This window comes from Microcella alkalica, from assembly GCF_014595885.1.
In the GTDB taxonomy this organism is placed as follows: Bacteria; Actinomycetota; Actinomycetes; order Actinomycetales; family Microbacteriaceae; genus Microcella; species Microcella alkaliphila_B.
On the sequence record NZ_JABUKC010000001.1, the window covers coordinates 494,968 to 515,514 of the forward strand.

21 protein-coding genes and 1 tRNA gene are annotated in these 20,547 nt (G+C 72.9%); 15 read left to right on the forward strand and 7 right to left on the reverse strand.

The window, feature by feature from the left end:
* The first annotated feature begins 27 nt into the window (after positions 1–27).
* Complete coding sequence (locus ID804_RS02415) at positions 28–1,893, forward strand: ABC-F family ATP-binding cassette domain-containing protein (RefSeq protein ID WP_169077353.1); 1,866 nt, start codon at positions 28–30, stop codon at positions 1,891–1,893.
* A 10-nt stretch (positions 1,894–1,903) separates the two neighbouring features.
* Here ID804_RS02415 and ID804_RS02420 read toward each other — a convergent pair whose 3' ends face one another.
* Both ID804_RS02420 and fgd read right to left on the reverse strand, forming a co-directional pair.
* Positions 1,904–2,335 (reverse strand): hypothetical protein, encoded by a 432-nt coding sequence (locus ID804_RS02420; RefSeq protein WP_169077354.1) that lies wholly within the window; start codon positions 2,333–2,335, stop codon positions 1,904–1,906.
* Position 2,336: 1 nt separating this feature from the next.
* Positions 2,337–3,401, reverse strand: coding sequence for a glucose-6-phosphate dehydrogenase (coenzyme-F420) (gene fgd, locus ID804_RS02425; protein ID WP_169077355.1), 1,065 nt, complete (start codon positions 3,399–3,401; stop codon positions 2,337–2,339).
* A 121-nt stretch (positions 3,402–3,522) separates the two neighbouring features.
* Here fgd and ID804_RS02430 point away from each other — a divergent pair, with 121 nt between their 5' ends.
* The 3 genes from ID804_RS02430 to ID804_RS02440 are packed head-to-tail and all read left to right on the forward strand — an operon-like array spanning position 3,523 to position 5,139.
* Positions 3,523–4,290: an SDR family NAD(P)-dependent oxidoreductase gene (locus tag ID804_RS02430; RefSeq protein WP_169077356.1), complete on the forward strand. Its 768-nt coding sequence runs from the start codon at positions 3,523–3,525 to the stop codon at positions 4,288–4,290.
* A gap of 37 nt (positions 4,291–4,327) precedes the next feature.
* Entirely contained in the window at positions 4,328–4,729 is a 402-nt protein-coding gene (locus ID804_RS02435; RefSeq protein WP_169077357.1) for a hypothetical protein, read from the forward strand.
* A gap of 11 nt (positions 4,730–4,740) precedes the next feature.
* Entirely contained in the window at positions 4,741–5,139 is a 399-nt protein-coding gene (locus ID804_RS02440) for a hypothetical protein (protein ID WP_169077358.1), read from the forward strand.
* A gap of 22 nt (positions 5,140–5,161) precedes the next feature.
* Here ID804_RS02440 and ID804_RS02445 read toward each other — a convergent pair whose 3' ends face one another.
* On the reverse strand, positions 5,162–5,665 hold the full coding sequence (locus ID804_RS02445) for a MarR family winged helix-turn-helix transcriptional regulator (RefSeq protein WP_169077359.1): 504 nt from the start codon (positions 5,663–5,665) through the stop codon (positions 5,162–5,164).
* Positions 5,666–5,811: 146 nt separating this feature from the next.
* On the opposite strand from ID804_RS02445, the gene ID804_RS02450 reads away from it, so the two are divergent.
* Positions 5,812–5,883 (forward strand) — tRNA-Gln (locus ID804_RS02450).
* 20 nt (positions 5,884–5,903) lie between these two features.
* On the opposite strand, the gene ID804_RS02455 is transcribed toward ID804_RS02450, so the two are convergent.
* Positions 5,904–6,425: a hypothetical protein gene (locus ID804_RS02455; RefSeq protein WP_169077360.1), complete on the reverse strand. Its 522-nt coding sequence runs from the start codon at positions 6,423–6,425 to the stop codon at positions 5,904–5,906.
* Positions 6,426–6,538: 113 nt separating this feature from the next.
* On the opposite strand from ID804_RS02455, the gene ID804_RS02460 reads away from it, so the two are divergent.
* From ID804_RS02460 to ID804_RS02485, 6 genes are all read left to right on the forward strand, one after another.
* On the forward strand, positions 6,539–6,757 hold the full coding sequence (locus ID804_RS02460; RefSeq protein WP_211160886.1) for a FitA-like ribbon-helix-helix domain-containing protein: 219 nt from the start codon (positions 6,539–6,541) through the stop codon (positions 6,755–6,757).
* Entirely contained in the window at positions 6,754–7,167 is a 414-nt protein-coding gene (locus tag ID804_RS02465; RefSeq protein ID WP_169077362.1) for a type II toxin-antitoxin system VapC family toxin, read from the forward strand. The genes ID804_RS02460 and ID804_RS02465 overlap by 4 nt, the downstream gene beginning before the upstream one ends.
* Before the next feature lie 207 nt (positions 7,168–7,374).
* Entirely contained in the window at positions 7,375–8,796 is a 1,422-nt protein-coding gene (locus ID804_RS02470) for an L-serine ammonia-lyase (RefSeq protein WP_317451139.1), read from the forward strand.
* 79 nt (positions 8,797–8,875) lie between these two features.
* A complete protein-coding gene (locus ID804_RS02475) occupies positions 8,876–9,277 on the forward strand; it encodes an SRPBCC family protein (RefSeq protein ID WP_169077363.1) in 402 nt (133 codons plus the stop codon).
* A complete protein-coding gene (gene glmU, locus ID804_RS02480) occupies positions 9,274–10,701 on the forward strand; it encodes a bifunctional UDP-N-acetylglucosamine diphosphorylase/glucosamine-1-phosphate N-acetyltransferase GlmU (RefSeq protein WP_169077364.1) in 1,428 nt (475 codons plus the stop codon). Before ID804_RS02475 ends, glmU begins: the two co-directional genes overlap by 4 nt.
* Before the next feature lie 64 nt (positions 10,702–10,765).
* Positions 10,766–11,743: a ribose-phosphate diphosphokinase gene (locus ID804_RS02485; RefSeq protein ID WP_169077365.1), complete on the forward strand. Its 978-nt coding sequence runs from the start codon at positions 10,766–10,768 to the stop codon at positions 11,741–11,743.
* 143 nt (positions 11,744–11,886) lie between these two features.
* Here the strand turns inward: ID804_RS02485 and ID804_RS02490 are convergent, their stop codons facing one another.
* Together ID804_RS02490 and ID804_RS02495 are read right to left on the reverse strand one after the other, a co-directional pair.
* Positions 11,887–13,248, reverse strand: coding sequence for a transaminase (locus ID804_RS02490; RefSeq protein ID WP_169077366.1), 1,362 nt, complete (start codon positions 13,246–13,248; stop codon positions 11,887–11,889).
* Positions 13,249–13,534: 286 nt separating this feature from the next.
* Complete coding sequence (locus tag ID804_RS02495; RefSeq protein WP_169077367.1) at positions 13,535–13,900, reverse strand: hypothetical protein; 366 nt, start codon at positions 13,898–13,900, stop codon at positions 13,535–13,537.
* A 104-nt stretch (positions 13,901–14,004) separates the two neighbouring features.
* On the opposite strand from ID804_RS02495, the gene ID804_RS02500 reads away from it, so the two are divergent.
* Together ID804_RS02500 and ID804_RS02505 are read left to right on the forward strand one after the other, a co-directional pair.
* Positions 14,005–15,285 (forward strand): APC family permease, encoded by a 1,281-nt coding sequence (locus ID804_RS02500; RefSeq protein WP_169077368.1) that lies wholly within the window; start codon positions 14,005–14,007, stop codon positions 15,283–15,285.
* Between the two features lie 69 nt (positions 15,286–15,354).
* Complete coding sequence (locus tag ID804_RS02505) at positions 15,355–17,379, forward strand: CoA transferase (protein WP_169077369.1); 2,025 nt, start codon at positions 15,355–15,357, stop codon at positions 17,377–17,379.
* Positions 17,380–17,634: 255 nt separating this feature from the next.
* On the opposite strand, the gene gndA is transcribed toward ID804_RS02505, so the two are convergent.
* Positions 17,635–19,083 (reverse strand): NADP-dependent phosphogluconate dehydrogenase, encoded by a 1,449-nt coding sequence (gene gndA / locus ID804_RS02510; protein ID WP_169077370.1) that lies wholly within the window; start codon positions 19,081–19,083, stop codon positions 17,635–17,637.
* Between the two features lie 106 nt (positions 19,084–19,189).
* Here gndA and ID804_RS02515 point away from each other — a divergent pair, with 106 nt between their 5' ends.
* Positions 19,190–19,705, forward strand: a complete 516-nt coding sequence (locus ID804_RS02515; RefSeq protein ID WP_169077371.1) for a gluconokinase — start codon at positions 19,190–19,192, stop codon at positions 19,703–19,705.
* Positions 19,706–19,853: 148 nt separating this feature from the next.
* Entirely contained in the window at positions 19,854–20,516 is a 663-nt protein-coding gene (locus ID804_RS02520) for a 50S ribosomal protein L25/general stress protein Ctc (RefSeq protein WP_169077372.1), read from the forward strand.
* Positions 20,517–20,547 lie beyond the last annotated feature (31 nt).

The window sequence follows — 20,547 nt, forward strand, 5'->3', positions numbered from 1 at the left end:
GCATCCGCCGCGCCGTAGGCTCGAAGGATGGCCCACCTGCTGGGAGCCGAGCAGCTCCGCGTCGAATACCCCACCCGCGTCGTGCTCGACGGGGTGACGGTCGGCATCGGCGAGGGCGACCGCATCGGCGTCGTCGGCCGCAACGGCGACGGCAAGTCGACGCTTCTGCGCATCCTCGCCGGCAAGCAGGAGCCCGACGGCGGACGCGTCACGCGCCGCCGCGGGGTGACACTCGGGATGCTCGACCAGGCCGACGAGCTCGCGACGGGCCGCACGGTGCTGCAGACGGTGGTGGGCGACCGGCCCGAGCACGAATGGGCGGGCGACCGCAACGTTCGCGACGTGCTCGCGGGGCTCATCGCGGACATCCCCGGCGACACGCTCGTCGACGACCTCAGCGGCGGCCAGCGGCGCCGTGTCGCGCTCGCCGCGCTGCTGAGCCGCGAGTGGGACATCGTCGTGCTCGACGAGCCCACCAACCACCTCGACATCGGCGGTGTCGCCTGGCTCGCAGAGCACCTCAAGCGCCGCTGGCCCGCGGGGCAGGGCGCCCTGCTGGTCGTCACGCACGACCGGTGGTTCCTCGACGAGGTGAGCCTCGACACGTGGGAGGTGCACGACCGCATCGTCGAGCCCTTCGAGGGCGGGTATGCGGCCTACGTGCTGCAGCGCATGGAGCGCGATCGCCAGGCCGCGACCATGGAGGCCAAGCGCCAGAACCTCATGAAGAAGGAGCTCGCGTGGCTGCGCCGCGGGGCTCCGGCGCGCACGTCGAAGCCGAAGTTCCGCATCGAGGCGGCGAATGCGCTCATCGCCGACGTGCCGCCGCTGCGCGACACTGTCGAGCTGACGCAGATGGCGACCTCGCGCCTCGGCAAGGACGTCATCGACCTGCTCGACGTCTCGGTGTCGTACGGCGACCGCGTCGTGCTGCACGACGTCGAGTGGCGCGTCGCGCCGGGGGAGCGCACGGGCATCCTCGGCGTCAACGGCGCCGGCAAGTCGACGCTGCTGAAGCTCATCGACGGCTCGCTCGAGCCGACCGCCGGGCGGGTCAAGCGCGGCAAGACCGTCGTCGTGGCGACGCTCGACCAGCAGCTCGCCGACCTCAGCGCCGTCGCCGACGAGCGCGTCTCGGCGGTCATCGCCTCGAAGCGCACCTCGTACGTCGCCGGCGGCAAGGAGCTCACGCCCGGCCAGCTGCTCGAGCGCCTCGGCTTCACCTCGGCCCAGCTCTCGACACCGATCAAGGATCTCAGCGGTGGCCAGAAGCGCCGCCTGCAGCTGCTGCTGATCCTGCTCGACGAGCCGAACGTGCTCATCATGGACGAGCCCACGAACGACCTCGACACCGACATGCTGGCCGCGATCGAGGACCTGCTCGACTCGTGGCCCGGCACCCTCATCGTCGTCTCGCACGACCGGTACCTGCTCGAGCGCGTCACCGACCAGCAGTTCGCGGTGCTCGGCGGTCGACTGCGGCACCTGCCGGGCGGCGTCGACGAGTACCTGCGGCTGAGCGCGGCGATGGCCGGGTCGGCGGCGGATGCGGGGCGCGCGACGGTCGCCTCCGTCACGAGCGCGAGCGGGGCATCCGCCATCGCGACCGCGCCCGCACCGGGCTCGAGCGCCCCGGCGGCTGCCGCGGCCGCGCCCGCCGCACCCGCGCTCGCCGGTGCCGAGCGCCGCGCCGCCGAGAAGGAGCTCGCGTTGGTCGAGCGCCGCATCGCCAAGCTGCAGGGCGAGGTCGACGCGCTGCACGTGCGCCTCGCCGAGCACGACGTCAGCGACTACGTCGGCATCGGCGCGCTGCACGAGCAGCTGCGCGAGGTCGAGGCGCAGCGCGACGAGCTCGAGACGCGCTGGCTGGAGCTCGGCGAGCTGCTCGGCTGAGGCGGGCGTGCTACTTCGTGCGGCCGATCAGCAGGTCGACGCGCCAGCCCTGCTTCGTCTGCACGACCGCCAGGGGGATGCGCGGCTTGTCGCCCCGGCCGTCCAACCGGCGCACAGCCTCGTCGTAGATGCTCTCGAGTCCGCGCGGCACGACGCCGACGACGCCCGAGACGCGGCGACCCGAGAAGACGCGCACCTCGATGGGAGCATCCACCCGCTCCTGCTCGAGGGTGCGCGCCGGGGTCGCCGTCGCGAGCGCCTCGGGGTCTTCGCCGGCGAGCGCGGCGATCTCGTCCTGGTGCGGGGTCGCGTCGGCGAGCCGCAGCGTGATGTCGCGGTTCTTCGGGATCAGGTCGTACAGGTAGTCGTCGAACGAGCCCTTGCCGCGGTCGTCCTTGGGCAGGTTCGGGTCGCCGAACTCCTGCTTGCGCCAGAACGGCACGTCAGGCCTCCGCGCCCGCGGCTGCCTCGGTGCCCGCCGTCGCGGCGTCGTGCTCGGCGACCGCGGCCCGCAGCCGCGGCATGACCTCGGCGCCGTACAGCTCGAGGAATCGCGCCTGGTCGGGGCCGGGCGCGTGGAAGACCAGGTGACGGAAGCCCATGCGCACGTAGTCCATGACGCGCTCCACGTGCTCGTCGGGGTCGGTCGAGACGATCCAGCGCGAGGCGGCTCGCTCGATCGGCAGGGCGTCGGCGAGCTTCTCCATCTCTCGCGGATCCTCCACGCCCATCTTCTCCTCGCCGCTGAGCGCGAGGGCGGCCCAGTGGCGGGTGTCTTCGAGGGCGCGCTGGTAGTCGGTGTCGAACGACACCTTCATCTCGATGAGGGTGTCGACCGTGCCCGGCTCGCGCTCGCCCTTCTCGAGGCCTTCGCGGAAGGCGGGCAGCAGGTTCTCGGTGTAGAGCTCGCGCGGCTTGCCGGAGGTCGTGATGTAGCCGTCGGCGATGCGGCCGGCGAGGCGCGTCGCCGCGGGGCCGGAGGCGCCGATGTAGATCGGCACGCGCACCTCGGGCCGGTCGTAGATGGTGACGTTGTCGGTGCGGTAGTGCTCGCCCTCGTGGGTGACGCGCTCTTCGGCCCAGAGGCGCTCGATGAGCTGCACGGCCTCCTTGAGGCGGGCGAAGCGCTCCTTGATGTCGGGCCAGACGAAGCCGAGCGGCGCCTCGTTGAGCGACTCGCCGGTGCCGACCCCGAGGATCACGCGACCCGGATACAGCTGCCCGAGCGTGCCGAACGCCTGCGCGACCATCGCCGGGTGGTGCCGGAAGGTCGGCGTCAGCACCGAGGTGCCCATGACGATGCGCTCGGTCTTCGCGCCGAGGGCTCCGAGCCAGGCGATCGCGGCGGGGGCGTGGCCGTCGGTGTGCTTCCACGGCTGCAGGTGGTCGCTGATGAACACCGACTCGAAGCCAGCCTGCTCGGCGAGCACGCCGTAGTCGAGCAGCTCGCGCGGCGCGAACTGCTCGCTCGAGGCCTTGTAGCCGATGCGGAACGGAACGGTGCTCATGCGTGACTCCAGTCGACGGCGGCGGGTGCAGAAGAACCCTACGCGGCGCACCCCCGTGGTAGGCATGGAAGCCGCGCCGTCATCGCCGTCGGCGCTCCGATGAGCCTGACGGAGGGCATCCATGAACATCACCGGCCGCACCGCGCTCATCACCGGGGGCGCTTCGGGGCTCGGCCGGGCGACGGCTGAGCGGATGCTCGCCGCGGGCAGCTCGGTCGTCATCGCCGACCTGCCCCAGTCACCGGGAGCCGCGCTCGCCGACGAGTGGGGCGACCGCGCCGTCTTCGTGCCGACCGATGTGACCGACGCCGACCAGGTGCAGTCGGCCGTGGATGCCGCGAGCGAGCTCGGGCGGCTCGACGTCGTCGTGGCGTGCGCGGGCATCGTGCGCGGGGCGCGCGTCGTGGGGCGGAAGGGGCCGTTCCCGCTCGAGATGTTCCGGCAGGTGGTCGACATCAACCTCACGGGCACGTTCACGGTCGTGAGCCTCGCGGCGGCGCGCATGGTCGAGACGCCGCCGACGGAGACGGAGGAGGAGTCGGGCGTCATCGTCATGACCGCCTCGGTCGCCGCGTTCGACGGGCAGGTCGGTCAGGCCGCCTACTCGGCGTCGAAGGGTGGCATCGTGGGCCTCGCCCTGCCGCTCGCGCGCGACCTGGCCGAGCACCGCATTCGGGTGATGGCGATCGCGCCGAGCCTGTTCCGCACGCCGATGGCCGAGATGCTGCCCGAGGAGGCGCTCGCCTCGCTCGAGGAGCAGACCCTGCACCCGCACCGCCTCGGCAAGCCGGAGGAGTACGCGGCGCTCGTGCAGCACATCGTCGAGAACCCGATGCTCAACGGCGAGGTGATCAGGCTCGACGGCGCGGTGCGCATGGCGCCGCGCTGAGCGGGCTCGCGCCGGGCATCCGCCCTACGATGAACCCATGACCGAGCCGCTCGACGCCATCGCGATCGTCGGCGAGGTCGTCTCGTGGCTGCTGCTGCCCAGCGGACTGCTGCTGCTCGTCATCGGCCTCGCCCGCCGCTCGTGGGCGCGCAATTACCGCGCGGCGAAGGCAGTCATCACGACTGTGCACGAGCGCGACGCGAAGCTGCGCTGGTTCGGCGACGAGGGCGACGTGCACGAGACCGTCTCGCCCCTCACGGGGCCGATTCCGGCGGTGGGGGATGCCCGCACCGTCTGGGTGCACCCCTCGCGCCCCGAGAGCGCCCGCCTCGACTCGCCGGCCCACGATGGGCGCGCGCTGACCACCCTCGGCGGCATCCTGACGGCGGTCGGAGTGTTCGCGGTCGTGCTGTCGTTCGTACTGCCGCTGGTGGGCTAGGCGCGGCGATCATGCGCGGATTCGCCGTCTCGATCGCAGCGGTCGCTCTCGCGCTCGCCGGGTGCGGCATCCTTCCCGGCGCGACGTCGCCGGCGGTGTGGGAGCTCGCTCCCGATCAGGTCGTCGACGCCGAGACGACTTCCTTGTCGGTGCTGGTGACCCGAGTGGCGTGCAACAGCGGGGTGACGGGAACGGTGAACGAGCCCGCCATCGACCGCACAGACGGTGAGCTCGTCATCACCTTCACCGTGAGCCCCGGTGATCCTCCCGCGGCGGAATGCCCGAGCAACGATCTCGTCGAGTACGTCATCGAGCTCGACGAGCCGGTCGGCGACCGTGCGCTCGTCGACGGCGCGTGCCGCACGACCGACGCGGCCGACACGGTGTCTTGCGACTCCGAGTTCCGGTAGCTCTTCGGCGGGGCTGCCGAATTTAGACGGTGCCCTCGAAGTCGGCGCCGAGCGTCCGCAGCAGGCTCGCGAGCCGCTCCTGGTCGGCGCGGCTGAGGCCACTGAGCAGCTCGCGCTCGGCGACGACGAGCTCGGCGATGGCGTGGTCGACGCGCTCGCGGCCCGCATCGGTCATCCGCACCAGGATGCCGCGGCCGTCGTTGGGATCGGTGCGCCGCTCGACGAGTCCGCGCGCGGTGAGCCGGTCGATGCGGTTGGTCATGGTGCCGCTCGAGACGAGGGTCTGGCGCAGCAGCGACGTGGGACTCAGCTCGTACGGGGAGCCGGCGCGGCGCAGGGCCGCGAGCACGTCGAACTCCCAGCTCTCGAGCGCGGATGCCGCGAACGCCGCCTTCCGCGCGCGATCGAGGTGCTTGGCGACGCGTCCGAGCCGCGAGAGCACGTGCAGCGGCGAGAAGTCGAGGTCGGGCCGCTCGCGCTGCCAGGCGTCGACGATGCGGTCGACGTCATCGGCAGGGGCGGTCATGCGTTCATTATCGCGGGCGCCTCATGTGGGTCGGTCGCGTCGCGACTCAGTCGCCTGCCGGCAGCGACGGATGCTCGGCGCGCGCCCGCCGCCCGCGGGCCGTTCGGGCTCGTCTGGCAGACTTGCCCCGCGCCCGTGAGGCGCGATCCGCCTTGGTGTAACGGCAGCACGACGGCCTTTGGAGCCGTGAGGCCCAGGTTCGAATCCTGGAGGCGGAGCTTCATGTCGCCATCGGCAGTCACCGGACCCAACACGCGTGCTGCCACCCCGGGACGGGTTCGCCGTCTTCGTCGAGTGTCGTGCCGTCGGCGTAGGTGTACACGATCATCATCGGCCCGGTGATGCCAGCTTCCCGCATGCCGGGGAAGACCGCCCTACGGCAGTCCAGGTCCATAATCAGACGCTGCTGATCCAGACCGACGGTGAGTGCTTCCCAGTCCACGGGATCCGCGAAGACGAAGTCGATTTGGAGTGTCGAGTAACGACCTTCGGGAGCGGCGAGGCCGGCCGGGACGTCATCGATGAACGAGCTCACTTCGATCGACTCGTACTCGTTAGGTCGGTCGGCCAGTTGATCAGGGATTGCGGCCTCCACTCCGTCTGCGTGCGCCGCGAGCAGCTCGAGGTTGCGTTCTGAAGCGTCGTCGGTCGACCGGACGGACTTAGATGGAGAGCTTCCCGGATCGGCTGTGCAACCGACCGTCGCGAGGAGTGCGATGACGGCGAGAGTGATCGCGGGAACGCCGAGCTGGGGCTTCATGTCTGCACCTTCCGAGGAGAGTGCGGGGAAGCTAACGGGACGGGGAGTCGATTGCTCTCGTTCTCCACCGACCCCTCCTGCTAGCATTGCTAGCAGGAGGTCCGATGGCTACTTTGACGATCCGGAACCTGCCCGAGCCGGTGCGCCGCTCACTCAAGGAGCGAGCCGCGGCCCACAACCGCTCGATGGAGGCCGAAGTGCGCGCGATTCTGGAGGACTCCGTCGCGCCTCGCGCCGATTTCATGTCCCGCTGGGTCGCCTCCACCGAGGCTCTCCGGGGCGACTTCGAGCTACCCGAGCGTTCGCCTGCTCGCTCGGTCGAGCTGTCGTGATCGTTCTCGACACCAACGTCGTATCCGAACCTCTGAGCCGCGTTCCTGACCAGAACGTGCTGCGGTGGATCGCCGAGCACGCGACCGACCTCGCGATCACCTCGATCACGGTCGCCGAGCTTCGTTTCGGAGTGCAGCGCATGACCGAGGGCCGGCGGCGCGACCATCTGGCAGCCGCCGTCCACGACCTCATCGTCGGTGCCGCCGAGCGCATCCTCCCGTTCGACGCCGAGGCGGCCGACACCGCTGGCAGGCTGCGAGCGCGACGCGAAAGCGTCGGTCGGCTCGTCAGCGCGGAGGACACGATGATCGCCGCGATCTGCTTGGCCGGCGGACACGCGCTCGCAACCCGGAACACGCGGGACTTCGACGATGCGGGCGTCGAGCTTCACAATCCCTGGGCCGACTGACCGCCAAGCGCGCGCTACCGGCTCACGACCAGCGCAACGCGCACCTGCGCAAGGTCGTGCGCCTCCGAACGATCCGCGCCACAATAGAGTCGCGGCTCGACGACGCCCGCACGAGGGGTGTCGCGCGCGCCGCCGACCCGCGCAGCGCGAGCAGGGCGGGTCGCTCCACCCCTCGGCCGTGACCCGGCCCCACCGATCGGAGCCCTCGTGAGCATCCCCGTCGCGGTCAGCCTGCCGCTCGCCGAGCGCGAGTTCATCTCGGTGCACGACCTGTTCCGCGTCGGCATCGGCCCCTCGAGCTCGCACACGGTCGGCCCCCTCCGCGCCGCGAAGGCGTTCGTGAGCGCGCTCAGCGACGCCGAGCTCACCACGGTGAACAGCGTCCAGTGCACCCTCTTCGGCTCGCTCGGCTCCACCGGTGTCGGCCACGGAACCCCCGACGCCGTCCTCGCCGGGCTCGCCGGCCACGAGGTCGAGCACGTCGTGCGCGACGACGTCGTCGCGGTCCGCGAGCGCGCCGACACCGAGGGGCGCCTCAGGCTCGACGGCCGCCACGACATCGCGATCGACGCGGGCTGGCTGATCTTCGCGCCGCGCGAGCTCAAGCCGCGGCATCCGAACGCCCTGACTTTCATCGCCCGCGACGCGGCCGGCGCGGTCGTCGCGGAGGAGACCTACTACTCGATCGGCGGAGGCTTCGTCGAGCAGGAGAGCGCGCCCGCCTCCGAGCGCGCCGGCGACGCGCACGACGCGGCGCCGCGAGTCCCGTACCCGCACGACACCGCCGCCGAGCTCCTGCGCCTGTGCCGCGCCAACGGCCTCACGATCGCGCAGCTCGCGCGCGCCAACGAGGAGGCGCTGCGCAGCCCCGACGAGTCGAGCGCCGCCCTGCGCCGCATCTGGCGCGCCATGAGCGACTGCATCGACGCCGGGCTCGAGACCCGCGGCACCCTGCCCGGCGGGCTCAAGGTGCCGCGCCGTGCCGCCGCGATGGCCGCGCAGCTGCGCGACATCGACGATGCCCGCACGCGCGACTGCTCGCTCGAGTGGCTGCAGGCCTACGCGATCGCCGTCAACGAGGAGAACGCCGCGGGCGGCCGCGTCGTCACGGCGCCGACGAACGGGGCGGCGGGCATCATCCCGGCCGTGCTGCGGCACGCGCTCGACGTGCTGCCGATCACCGACAAGGATGCGGCGGCCGAGGAGTTCCTGCTCGTCGCGGGGGCCATGGGCGCCCTCATCAAGAACAACGCGAGCATCTCGGGCGCCGAGGCCGGCTGCCAGGGCGAGGTCGGGTCTGCCGCGTCGATGGCCGCCGCCGGCTTCACGCACCTGCTCGGGGGCAGCAACGAGCAGATCGAGAACGCGGCCGAGATCGCCATGGAGCACTCGCTCGGTCTCACCTGCGACCCCGTCGCGGGCCTCGTGCAGCTGCCGTGCATCGAGCGCAACGCGATCGGCGCGGGCAAGGCGGTCGCCGCCGCGCGCATGGCGATGCACGGCGACGGCACGCACCTCATCAGCTTCGACACCGTCGTCGCGACCATGCGCCAGACGGGCGACGACATGTCGCGCAAGTACAAGGAGACCTCCGAGGGCGGCCTGGCCGTCAACTTCGTCGAGTGCTGACACGGATGCCCGGCCGGGCCCCGCGCGGCTGTGCACTGCGCCACCGCCCGCGTCGGCGGTGCCCGGCAGACTGACCCGCATGTTCAAGGCCCGGCACGTCAGCGAGTCCATCGGTCGTCCGCCCGCGGTGGTGATGGCGATCGCGCGCGACCCGCTGCGGCTGCCCGAGTGGGCGGCGGGGCTCGCCGAGGGCATCCGCCGCGAGGGCGACGGGTGGGTGGCGAGCTCGCCGTTCGGCGAGGTGCGGGTCGAGTTCCGCACCGACCTCGAGCGGGGCATCCTCGACCATGACGTGACGATGCCCGACGGCGTCGTCGTGCAGAACTTCATGCGCGTGCTGCCGAACGGCGGCGGCAGCGAGGTCGTGTTCACGCTGTTCCAGCGCGAGGGGATGTCCGACGCCGCGTTCGAGTCGGACGCGGTCGCCGTCGCGGCCGACCTGCGAGCACTGCGCGAGCTGTGCGAGAGGATAGCGGGATGACCGATTCGCAGCTCGCCGTCATCGTGCTCGCCGCCGGCCAGGGCACCCGCATGAAGTCGCGCACCCCCAAGGTGCTGCACCGGCTCGCGGGGGTGCCGCTCATCGGCCACGTGCTGGCCACGGCGCGTGCCCTCGAGCCCGCACACGTCGTCGCCGTCGTGCGGCACGAGCGCGACCTCGTCGCCGCCGCGATCGCCGAGCTCGACGCCGACGCGCTCATCGCCGACCAGGACGAGATCCCGGGCACCGGTCGCGCCGTCGAGGCCGCCCTGGACGCCCTGCCCGCCGACTTCGCCGGCGACGTGCTCGTAGTCTCGGGCGACGTGCCGCTGCTCGACGCCGATACCCTCGCCGGGCTCATCGCCGAGCACCGCGGGCGCGCAGCGGCCGCGACCGTGCTGAGCGCCGTGCTAGACGACGCCACCGGCTACGGCCGCATCGTGCGCTCGAGCGAGGGCGACCTCGACCGCATCGTCGAGCAGAAGGACGCCTCGGAGGAGGAGCGCGCCCTCACCGAGATCAACTCGGGCACGTACGTCTTCAGCGTCGCGCCGCTGCGCAGCTCGCTCGCGCTCGTGTCGACCGACAACGCCGCACAGGAGAAGTACCTCACCGACGTCATCGGCCTGCTGCGCGGCGACGGGATGCCCGTCGCGGCGCTGCCCGCCGGCCAGTCGTGGCTCGTCGCCGGCGTCAACGACCGCGTGCAGCTCGCCGACGCCGCGCAGCGGCTCAACGCCATGATCGTGCGAGGCTGGCAGCTCGCCGGCGTCACCATCAGCGACCCGGCCTCGGTGTGGATCGACCGCACCGTCACGCTCGAGGCCGACGCGGAGGTGCTGCCTGGCACGCAGCTCAAGGGCGCCACGACGATCGCCGCGGGCGCCGTCGTCGGCCCCGACACGACGCTCGTCGACACCGAGGTCGGCCCCGACGCCCGCGTCAGCCGCACCGACGCGACGCTCGCCGTGATCGGCGCCGGCGCATCCGTCGGGCCCTTCGCCTACCTGCGCCCCGGCACCGTCGTGGGCGAGAAGGGCAAGATCGGCACCTTCGTCGAGACGAAGAACACCACCCTCGGCGCCGGCAGCAAGGTGCCGCACCTGTCGTACATCGGCGACACGACCGTCGGCGAGGGTTCGAACATCGGCGCCGGCACGATCACCGCCAACTACGACGGCGTGAACAAGCACCGCACCGAGGTCGGCTCGCACGTGCGCACCGGGTCTCACAACGTGTTCGTCGCCCCCGTTAGGATTGGCGACGGAGCGTACTCCGGCGCCGGCACGGTCATCCGCAAGGATGTCGCGCCGGGGGAGCTGGCCGTGAACGTCGCTCCGCAGCGCAACATCGCCGGCTGGGTGGAGAAGAACCGGCCGGGAACCGCGGCCGCCGAGGCGGCAGCCGCAGCCTCGGACGGCTAGCCCCGCCCCGCCGCAACTGCACAGACCGAACGCAACGTCGCCGCGGCGGCAGAACTGGGGACTCGTGGCCAGCATCAAGATCACCGGCCAGAAGCGCCTCGTCATCATCTCGGGGCGCGCGTACCCCGAGCTCGCCGACCAGATCGCGGCCGAGCTCGACACCGAGGTCGTGCCGACCGATGCCCGCACCTTCGCCAACGGCGAGATCTACGCGCGCTTCGACGAGAGCGTGCGCGGCTGCGACGCCTTCGTGATCCAGTCGCACGCGCGACCCATCAACGAGGCGCTCATGGAGCAGCTCATCATGGTCGACGCCCTCAAGCGCGCCTCCGCCAAGCGCATCACGGTCGTGGCGCCCTTCTACCCCTACTCGCGGCAGGACAAGAAGGGCCGCGGGCGCGAGCCGATCTCGGCCCGCCTCGTCGCCGACCTGTTCAAGGCCGCCGGCGCCGACCGCATCATGAGCGTCGACCTGCACGCCGCGCAGATCCAGGGCTTCTTCGACGGCCCCGTCGACCACCTCTTCGCGATGCCCGTGCTGCTGAAGCACTTCCAGGAGCAGCTCGACCCCGCCACCCTCGCCGTCGTCTCGCCCGACATGGGCCGCGTCCGCGTCGCCGACATCTGGAGCGACAAGCTCGGCGCGCCGCTCGCGATCATCCACAAGCGCCGCGACCCGCTCGTGCCCAACCAGGTCTCGGTGCACGAGATCGTCGGCGAGGTCGAGGGCAAGGTGTGCCTGCTCGTCGACGACATGATCGACACCGGCCGCACCATCGTGAAGGCCGCCGAGGCGCTCAAGAAGAACGGCGCGATCGGCGTCGTCGTCGCCGCGACCCACGCGATCTTCAGCGACCCGGCCTTCGACATCCTGCAGGCGGAGGCTATCGATCAGGTCGTCGTCACCGACACGCTGCCGATCCCGCCCGAGAAGCGCTGGGATCGCCTCACCGTGCTGCCCATCGCTCCGCTCATCGCGCGCGCGATCCACGAGGTGTTCGACGACGGGTCGGTCACCTCGATGTTCGACGGCGCGGCGTAGCGCGCCCACGCTCAGTGCTCGGCGGGCGCCGAGTCGGGCCCTCGCTCGCCGCCGAGGCGGGCACTTGAGTCGAGACGGGCCTTTCGAAGGCCCGAGTCGACAGAAACGCCCGCCTCGGCGAGCCGCGCCGCGCGGGCAGCGCGCTACGCGCCGACGAGCTCGCGGATGCACTCCTCGAACGCCGCGTGGTGAGCATCCACGTCGGCGCGCGTCGTCATCGGCGCCATGAGCGCCATGTTGTGGAACGGCGTGAGCATGATGCCGCGGTTGGCGAGGTACAGGTGGATCATGTCCTCGAGCTCGCCATCAGCGGCGAGAGCCGCCTGCGTGCCGTTGATCGGATACGGCCGCGCGAAGCGGTACTCGGCCCGCGCGCCGAGCTGGTTGATCGCCCACGGCAGGTCGTAGCGGTCGAACAGCGCGTTCACGCCGTCGGTGAAGTACGTCGCCGTGTCGATCATGGTCGCGAAGGCCTCGTCGGTGAGCACGTGCTCGAGGGTCGCGCGCATCGCCGCGACCGAGACGGGGTTGCCGGCGAGGGTGCCGCCGACGCCGCCCATGTCGACGAGGTCGAGGTCGGTGCGGGCGAGGGCGCGCTCGGCGAACTCCGCCGAGAGGCCGTAGGCGCCGGTCGGGATGCCCCCGCCGATCGCCTTGCCGATGACGACCAGGTCGGGCTCGAGGTCGTAGGCGGTCGTCATGCCGCCGGGCCCGGCCGAGAAGGTGTGCGTCTCGTCGATGATGAGCAGCGCGTCGTACTTCCGGGTCAGCTCGCGCACGCCCTCGAGGTAGCCGGGCTCGGGCAGCACGATGCCGATGTTGGTGAGCGCCGGCTCGATGAGCACCGCGGCGACGTCGCCGTGCGCGAGGGCCCGCTCGAGGCCGGGCAGGTCGTTGTACTCGGCGGCGCGCGACGTCTCGGTCACCGGCACGGGGGCGCCGACGTTGCCGGGGCGCGACATGCTCTCGCCGTCGGGCCCGACGACGACGAGCGACTCGTCGACCGATCCGTGGTAGCAGTACGAGTGGAAGACGATCTTCGGCTTGCCGGTGATCGCGCGCACGAGACGAATCGCCCAGCGATTCGCATCCGTCGCCGTCAGTGAGAAGCTCCAGCGGTCCATCTTGAAGCGCCGCGAGAGCTCGGCGCCGACCCACTCGGCGTCCTCGGTCGGCAGCATCGTGGTGAGGCCGCCGAGCTCGCCGATGCGCCTCTGCACCGCCTCGACGACGACCGGGTGCGAGTGCCCGGCCATCGAGCCGGTGTCGCCGAGGGCGAAGTCGATGTACTCGTGGCCGTCGATGTCCCACACGCGGTTGCCCTGCGCGCGGTCGAGGTAGATCGGGAAGCCGCCTGCCTTCTTGTTCATCCAGGTCATCGGCACGCGGCCGAACAGGTGCTCGGCGCGCTCGTAGGCGGCCTTCGACTTCGGGCGGGCGGCGACGAACGCCTCCTGCTCGCGGGCGTACAGCTCGGCCAGGCGGGTGCGATCGATGGTGATCATGGGGTCCTCATTCGTTTCGTCGACGATGCGGCCCTCGCCCGGGGCGCGGTCGCTGCGGCCACTCAGTCGTTCGGGCTGAGCGGTCGGCATGGCGTGCGCGGGCAGGGTGCACCGGTTCCGTGCTGGTGATCGCATGAGGTGACCGGAAGCGATGAAAGCAACCACCGCTCCTCGACGGGTCAGGCGCTGCGCCCTTCGGGGCGCCGCCATCCGCGAACACGGAACGCCTCATTCTCGCAAATCGGCCCCCGGTCGCGAAAGAGGGGGGCGGATGCGCGGCTCGCGCTCAGGCGCCGCTGCGCGGCCGCAGGTCGGGCGCCCCCGGGATCACCCCGAGCACGGCCACGCGCACCTCGCCCGTGGGCGCGAGGGCGTAGCAGTTCCAGCCGAGGGTCTCGAGGCGGTCGACCTCGAAGGCGACGCGCGACGGCGTGCGAGCATCCGCCATCGCATCGACGGCCAGGCGGCAGGCGCGCGTCGCCGTCGACTCGGCGAGCGCCCACGTCGACAGGGCGCCCGGCACGACGAGCGCGAACAGGGCGACGAGGCTCACGACGCGCACGAGCTGCGCGCGCCGCCGCAGCGCGGGGGAGCGGTCGCCGTCGTCGTCGGGCCAGTCGGCCTCGCGGAGCTCGCGCGGGTCGTCGTCCATCACGGCCAGTCTCGCACGCGGGTGCGCGCCGCCGCCGGGCGAGCGGCAGCGGCGGGTGCGCGCGACGTCACATCGGCGCCACCCACGCCGGGTAGTCTGCGCGCGTGCCGACCCCCGACCCTGCCGCGCACCCGGCCCTCGCCCGTCGCATCGGCCTGCCTGGCGCGATCGGCATCGGTCTCGCGTCGATGATCGGCGCCGGAGCCTTCTTCGTCTGGGCGCCCGCGGCCGCCGTCGCCGGCGAGTGGCTGCTGCTCGCGCTCGTGCTCGCCGCGATCGTGGCGACCCTCAACGCGTTCAGCTCGGCACAGCTGGCGATGGCGCACCCCACCTCGGGCGGCGCCTACGCCTTCGGGCGCCGCTACCTCGGCCCCGTGCCCGGGTTCACCGCGGGCTGGCTGTTCGTCACGGGCAAGACGGCCTCGGCGGCGGCGATCGCAGCGGTCGCGGCGGGCTATCTCGGCACGGCGGCTGGGCTCGACGACACCGCGACCCGTCTGCTCGCCGCCGCGCTCATCGCGACCTTCGCGGCGCTCAACATGTCGGGCGTGCGCACGACGGCCCGGGTGGCGATCGCGATCGTGAGCCTCGTGCTCGCCGGCCTGCTGGTGTGGTTCGTCGCGGTGAGCGTCGCCCCCGCGCCGTCATCGATGGCGGATGCCCCGCTCGCGCTCGACCCGACGACCCCGCTCGGCGTGCTGCAAGCCGCGGCGCTGCTGTTCTTCGCGTTCGCCGGCTACGCCCGCATGGCGACCCTCGGCGAGGAGGTGCGCGACCCGCGCCGCACCCTGCCCCGCGCGATCCTGCTCGCCCTCGGCGTGGTGCTGGCGCTCTACGCGGCCCTCGCGCTCGTGCTCGTCGACCGGCTCGGGGTGGCGGCGCTCGCCGCGAGCGACTCCCCGCTCGCGGCGGCGATCGACCCCCGCTGGGCGGTGCCGGTCGCGGCCCTCGCGACGCTCGCGTGCCTCGGGTCGCTCGCGGGCATCCTCGCCGGGCTCAGCCGCACGAGTCTCGCGATGGCGCGCGAGCGCGACCTGCCGGGGGTGCTCGCGCGCGTCTCGCCCCGCACGCGCGCGCCGATCGTCGCCGAGGCCGTCATCGCGCTCGTCGCGATCGGCATCGTGCTGCTGCTGCAGCCGGCGCAGCTCGTCGCCGCGTCGAGTTCGGCGGTGCTGCTGTACTACGCGGTCGCGCACGCCTCGGCGCTGCGCCAGCCGGCGAGCGAGCGCTGGCAGCCGCGCGCGGTCGCCGTCGCGGGGCTCGTCGGCTGCGTGCTGCTGGTGGCAGCGCTGCCGCCCGTGTCGCTGCTCGGCACGGCGGCGCTGCTCGCGGTGGGGCTCGCGCTGCGGGCCGTCGCGGTGCGGCATCGTCGCGCTCCGGCGTGACGGCGCCGGCGCAGCCCACCCGGGCGGCCGGCGTGAGCGGCCCTCACGCGCATCCGGCAGACTGTTCCGGTGCCGCGACCCGAAGCCCAGCACACCACCCCTGACCCTGCCGACGCCGAGCAGCCCGACTCGGCGCTCACGCGGGCCGTCGCCGCGCTCGCGGAGGCCGCCGGCTTCGACGCGCAGGCCGCAGCCCGGGTGCGCGTCAGCGGCGAGCCCGTGCTCGGCGGCCGCTACCCCGTCGGGACCTTCGCGGCGGCGGCGATCGCGACGACGGCTCTCGCGACCGCCGAGCTGACCGGCCACGACGGCCCGGTGCAGGTGGATGCTCCGCTCGCGAACGGCTGGTTCCGAGCCGCGGTGCGCCCGCGTGCCGAACAGCCGAGCCCCTGGGATCCCCTCACGGGCGACTACCGCACCGCCGACGGCTGGATCCGGCTGCACCTCAACGCACCCCACCACCGCGCCGCCGCGCTGCGCGTGCTCGGGCTGGCGCCGGCCGCCGACGCCCCCGACCCGACCCGCGACGAGGTCGCCCGCGCCGTCGCGCCGTTCGGGGCCGACGCGCTTGAGACCCTCGTCGTGCAGGCGGGCGGTGCGGCCGCGCGACTGCGGTCGGTCGCGGCGTGGGCGCAGCATCCGCAGGGCGTCGCAGTGGCGAGCGAGCCGCTCATCGCCGTCGAGACGACCGGCGACGTGCGGGCGGCCGACGCGCCATTCCCCGCCGGAACCCCTGAGCGCCCCCTCGCCGGCGTGCGCGTGCTCGACCTCACGCGCGTGCTCGCCGGCCCCGTCGCGACGCGCTCGCTCGCCCTGCTCGGCGCCGACGTGCTGCGCATCGACCCGCCCGACTGGCACGAGCCCGCCGTCGAGCCTGACATGACCCTCGGCAAGCGCTGCGCCCGCGTCGACGCGCACACGGTCGAGGGCCGCAGCGAGCTGCTCGCGCTCGTCGCCGAGTGCGACGTGCTCGTGCACGGCTACCGCCCCGGAGCCCTCGACGGCCTCGGCCTCGACCCCACCACCCTGCGGTCGGTGCGCCCCGGCCTCGTCGAAGTGCAGCTCGACGCGTGGGGCTACTCGGGCCCGTGGGCGGGGCGGCGCGGCTTCGACTCGCTCGTGCAGCTCGCGACCGGCATCGCGAGCCCCGACGCCGCCGACGGCGACGATGCGGGGGATGCCCCTCGGGCATCCGACGCCCCGATCGCCCTGCCCGTGCAGGCCCTCGATCACGCCACGGGGTGGTTCGCCGCGACGGCCGCCCTGCGCGCGGTCGCGCGCGCCCGCCGCACAGGCGAGGGGTCGCGCAGCCGGGTGTCGCTGGCCCGCACGGCGCTCGAGCTCGAGCGGCTGCGCGCGCAGCTCGGGCCCGCTCCCGCGCGCGACGAGCCGCGCCTGCCGAGCGCGCCCTTCGACACCCCGTGGGGGGTCGCCGACGTGCTCGAGCCGCCTTACTCGGCGGGCGGCGCGCGGCTCGGCACCGTGCATCCGCCGCGGCACCTGGGCAGCGACGAGCCGTTCTGGCTCGTCGACGACCGTGCCGACGAGGCCGAGGCCGAGCGCTTGCGGCCGCGAGGCCCGCGACCGGCCGTCATGCTGCCGGCTCGGGCGCTCGCCTGGGCGCTCGTGAGCGCCGCGCTCGTGTGGGCGGCGCAGGGCGGCTTCGAGGTCGTCGGTGCCGCCGTGCTCGGCCGGCCCGACATCGGCGCCGGCTGGTGGAGCCGCCCCGCCTGGGCCGCCGGCGCCGCCCTGCAGGCGGTCGCCCTGCTGCTGGGGTGGATGCTCGCCTCGCGCCGCCTCACCGTCGCACCCGCGCTCGCCGTCGCGATCGGGTCCGGGCACGTCGCGAACCTCGTGGGAGTCACGGTCGCGACCTCCCTCGTCGGGGCGTCGCTCGGCGCTGGCCCCAGCGCGCAGCAGGTGCTGCAGACCGGCCTCGGGCTCGGCGTCATCGCGTGGGTGACGGGGGCGGCGCTCGTGCAGCTCGCGACGCCCGTGCTCGTGGCGCTGCTGCCGCCTTTCCTCGGTCGCGTGAGCGGGCGGGCGCGCGCCGTCGAGCCGCGCTACGCGCGTCGCGGCCGCCGCGCCCGCTGACCGCGGCCCGCGCCGCCGACCCTGCCTGCTCGCGCCGGCAGCCCCGCCCCGTCGCGCAGCCCCGGCGCGTCTCGGCGACACGCCGCGCGCGCGGCCCGCGACTCCTGCATGTCGGGCCCGCACCGGGTCGACGAGACAGCGTGAGCCGCCACCTCCGCCGCTGCGGCCCCCTGGCAACGCCGACGGCCCGCACCCCCGAGGGGGCGCGGGCCGTCGAGGCGACTCAGGCGGCGACGCCGCCGCCGCGCCGAGCACCTAGTGCGCGTCGGCCGCCGAGATCTCCGTGCGGTCGCCGCTCCACAGCGTGTGGAACGTGCCCTCGCGGTCGATGCGCCGGTAGGTGTGCGCGCCGAAGAAGTCGCGCTGGCCCTGCACGAGCGCGGCCGGCAGGCGGTCGGCGCGCAGGCCGTCGTAGTACGACAGCGACGACGCGAAGGTAGGGGTGGGGATGCCCGCGAGCGCCGCGCCCGAGACGACGCGACGCCACGACGGCAGCGCGCCGGCGACCGCGTCGGCGAAGTACGGCGCCGTGACGAGCGCGACGAGCTCGGGGTCGGCCGCGTACGCCTCGGTGATGCGGTTGAGGAACTGCGCGCGGATGATGCAGCCGGCACGCCAGATCTTCGCGATCTCGCCCTTCTTGATGTCCCAGTCGTACTGCTCCGCGCCGGCGACGATCGCGTCGAAGCCCTGGCTGTAGGCGATGATCTTCGAGGCGTAGAGCGCCCGGCGCACGTCTTCGACGAACGCGGCGCGGTCGTCCACCGTCCACTCCTGCGAGCCGGCCGGCAGGGTGCGCGCGGCGGCGCGCTGCGCGGGCTTCGACGAGAGCGAGCGGGCGAACACGGCCTCCGCGATGCCCGACACGGGCACGCCGAGGTCGAGCGCCGACTGCACCGTCCACGCGCCGGTGCCCTTGGCGCCGGCCTGGTCGAGGATGACGTCGACGAGCGGCTTGCCGGTCGTCGCATCCACCTGCTTCAGCACCTCGGCAGTGATCTCGATGAGGTAGCTCTCGAGCTCGCCGGTGTTCCACTCGGCGAAGATCTCCGCGATCTCGGCAGGCGTCAGCCCGCCGACGCGGCGCAGCAGGTCGTAGGCCTCGGCGATGAGCTGCATGTCGGCGTACTCGATGCCGTTGTGGATCATCTTGACGAAGTGCCCGGCGCCGTCGGTGCCGACGTGGGTGACGCACGGCTCGCCCTCGGCGACCGCGGCGATCGAGCGCAGGATCGGCCCGAGCGTCTGCCAGGCCTCCGCCGAGCCGCCGGGCATGATCGAGGGCCCCTTGAGGGCGCCCTCCTCGCCACCGGAGATGCCGGCGCCGACGAAGTTGATGCCCGTCTCACGCACCGCCTTCTCGCGGCGGATCGTGTCGGTGAACAGCGCGTTGCCGCCGTCGACGATGATGTCGCCCGGTTCGAAGACCTGCGTGAGCGCGTCGATGACGGCGTCGGTGCCGCGGCCGGCCTGCACCATGATGATCGCGGTGCGCGGCTTCTGCAGCGCGGCGGCGAACTCCTCGTAGGTCGAGGTCGCGATGAAGCCCGCCTCGGGGTGCTGCTCGATGAGCGTGGCGGTCTTCTCGTACGAGCGGTTGAAGATCGCCACGGTGTTGCCCTCGCGGCTGGCGAGGTTGCGGGCGAGGTTCGAGCCCATCACGGCGAGTCCGACGACGCCGATGTTGGCCTGGGGCTGGGTCACGGGTGACTCCTCGAGTGCGGGTCTTCGCGGCGCGCGAGCGTCACGAGCGGCAGGGTGGTGGTGGTCTCCAGCCTATTGCGCCGCCGCTGTCGATACCGTGGGGCGCATGACCGCCCAGCCCTCGCTCGTGCTCATGGGCGTCTCGGGCGCCGGCAAGACCGTCGTCGGCCGCGATGCCGCGGCCCGCGCGGGCGTCGCCTTCCTCGACGCCGACGACCTCCACCCGGCCGCGAACGTGGCCAAGATGGCGTCGGGGCAGCCGCTGAACGACGCCGACCGGGCCCCCTGGCTGGATGCCGTGGGCGCCGCCCTGCGCGACCACCGCCCCTGCGTCATGGCCTGCAGCGCCCTCAAGCGCTCCTACCGCGCCCGACTGCGCGAGCTCGCCCCCGGCGCGCTCTTCGCTCTGCTCGAGGTGCCCCGCCCCGTGCTCGAGCAGCGCCTCGCGAGCCGCGAGGGCCACTACATGCCGCCGAGCCTGCTCGACTCGCAGCTGGCGACGCTCGAGAGCCCGGCGCCGGGCGAGCTCGTCACGGTGCTCGACGGCGAGGCGAGCATCCCCGAACTGGCGCAGCAGGTGGCTCACCTGCTGGCGTCGGCGGCGCGCCGCGATCTCGCGTAGACTGGGCCGCTGAACTTCGGCGAGGAAGGGCTGTGGCCCTTCGTGATCGACGCGGTGGGCAAGGCCCAGGTCTTTCCTCACGCGATTGCGCGTTCGAGTTGAACATCCACGACCGGGCCGAGCGGCCCGCAGACACAAGGAGTCCGGCATGTCCGAGAACACCCACCTCTCCGCGGAGGTGCGCACGAGCTTCGGCAAGGGCGCTGCCCGCAAGATCCGTGCGACGAACAAGATCCCCGCGGTCATCTACGGCCACGGCACCGAGCCCCGCCACGTGACCCTGCCCGGTCACGAGACGGCGCTGCTGCTGCGCAAGAAGAACGTCGTGCTCACGCTCGACATCGCCGGCGACGAGCAGCTCGCGCTCGTGAAGGACGTCCAGAAGGACCCGGTGCGTCAGCTCATCGAGCACATCGACCTCGTCGTCGTGCGCAAGGGCGAGAAGGTCGTCGTCGACGTGCCCGTGCACCTCGAGGGCGAGAGCTTCTCCGGCACGATCGCGATGCTCGAGCACACGACCGTCTCGGTCGAGGCCGAGGCCACGCACATCCCTGAGAACATCGTCGTCTCGATCGAGGGCGCCGAGGAGGGCACGCAGATCCACGCCGGCCAGCTCGAGCTGCCCAAGGGCACGACGCTCGTGACCGACCCCGAGGCGATCGTCGTCGTCGTGACGGTGCCGCAGCTCGACACGACCTCCGACGCCGACGGCTCGGCCGAGGCCGCCGATGAGGCCGCTGAGGGCTCGGCCGAGGCCGAGGGCGACGCCGCGGAGGCCGCCGAGGGCGAGTCGGCCGAGACCGCCGAGTAGGCGCCATCTTCGGTCTCACGAGGCGTCAGGC

What these genes read in the sequence shown, in the direction of transcription:
- ID804_RS02415 (WP_169077353.1), top strand. Translation starts at nt 28, where the DNA reads ATGGCCCACCTGCTGGGAGCCGAGCAGCTCCGCGTCGAATACCCCACC.
- ID804_RS02445 (WP_169077359.1), bottom strand. Translation starts at nt 5,665, where the DNA reads ATGACCGCCCCTGCCGATGACGTCGACCGCATCGTCGACGCCTGGCAG.
- ID804_RS02490 (WP_169077366.1), bottom strand. Translation starts at nt 13,248, where the DNA reads ATGATCACCATCGATCGCACCCGCCTGGCCGAGCTGTACGCCCGCGAG.
- ID804_RS02435 (WP_169077357.1), top strand. Translation starts at nt 4,328, where the DNA reads ATGACCGAGCCGCTCGACGCCATCGCGATCGTCGGCGAGGTCGTCTCG.
- ID804_RS02475 (WP_169077363.1), top strand. Translation starts at nt 8,876, where the DNA reads ATGTTCAAGGCCCGGCACGTCAGCGAGTCCATCGGTCGTCCGCCCGCG.
- ID804_RS02440 (WP_169077358.1), top strand. Translation starts at nt 4,741, where the DNA reads ATGCGCGGATTCGCCGTCTCGATCGCAGCGGTCGCTCTCGCGCTCGCC.
- fgd (WP_169077355.1), bottom strand. Translation starts at nt 3,401, where the DNA reads ATGAGCACCGTTCCGTTCCGCATCGGCTACAAGGCCTCGAGCGAGCAG.
- ID804_RS02520 (WP_169077372.1), top strand. Translation starts at nt 19,854, where the DNA reads ATGTCCGAGAACACCCACCTCTCCGCGGAGGTGCGCACGAGCTTCGGC.
- glmU (WP_169077364.1), top strand. Translation starts at nt 9,274, where the DNA reads ATGACCGATTCGCAGCTCGCCGTCATCGTGCTCGCCGCCGGCCAGGGC.
- ID804_RS02455 (WP_169077360.1), bottom strand. Translation starts at nt 6,425, where the DNA reads ATGAAGCCCCAGCTCGGCGTTCCCGCGATCACTCTCGCCGTCATCGCA.
- ID804_RS02515 (WP_169077371.1), top strand. Translation starts at nt 19,190, where the DNA reads ATGACCGCCCAGCCCTCGCTCGTGCTCATGGGCGTCTCGGGCGCCGGC.
- ID804_RS02495 (WP_169077367.1), bottom strand. Translation starts at nt 13,900, where the DNA reads ATGGACGACGACCCGCGCGAGCTCCGCGAGGCCGACTGGCCCGACGAC.
- ID804_RS02430 (WP_169077356.1), top strand. Translation starts at nt 3,523, where the DNA reads ATGAACATCACCGGCCGCACCGCGCTCATCACCGGGGGCGCTTCGGGG.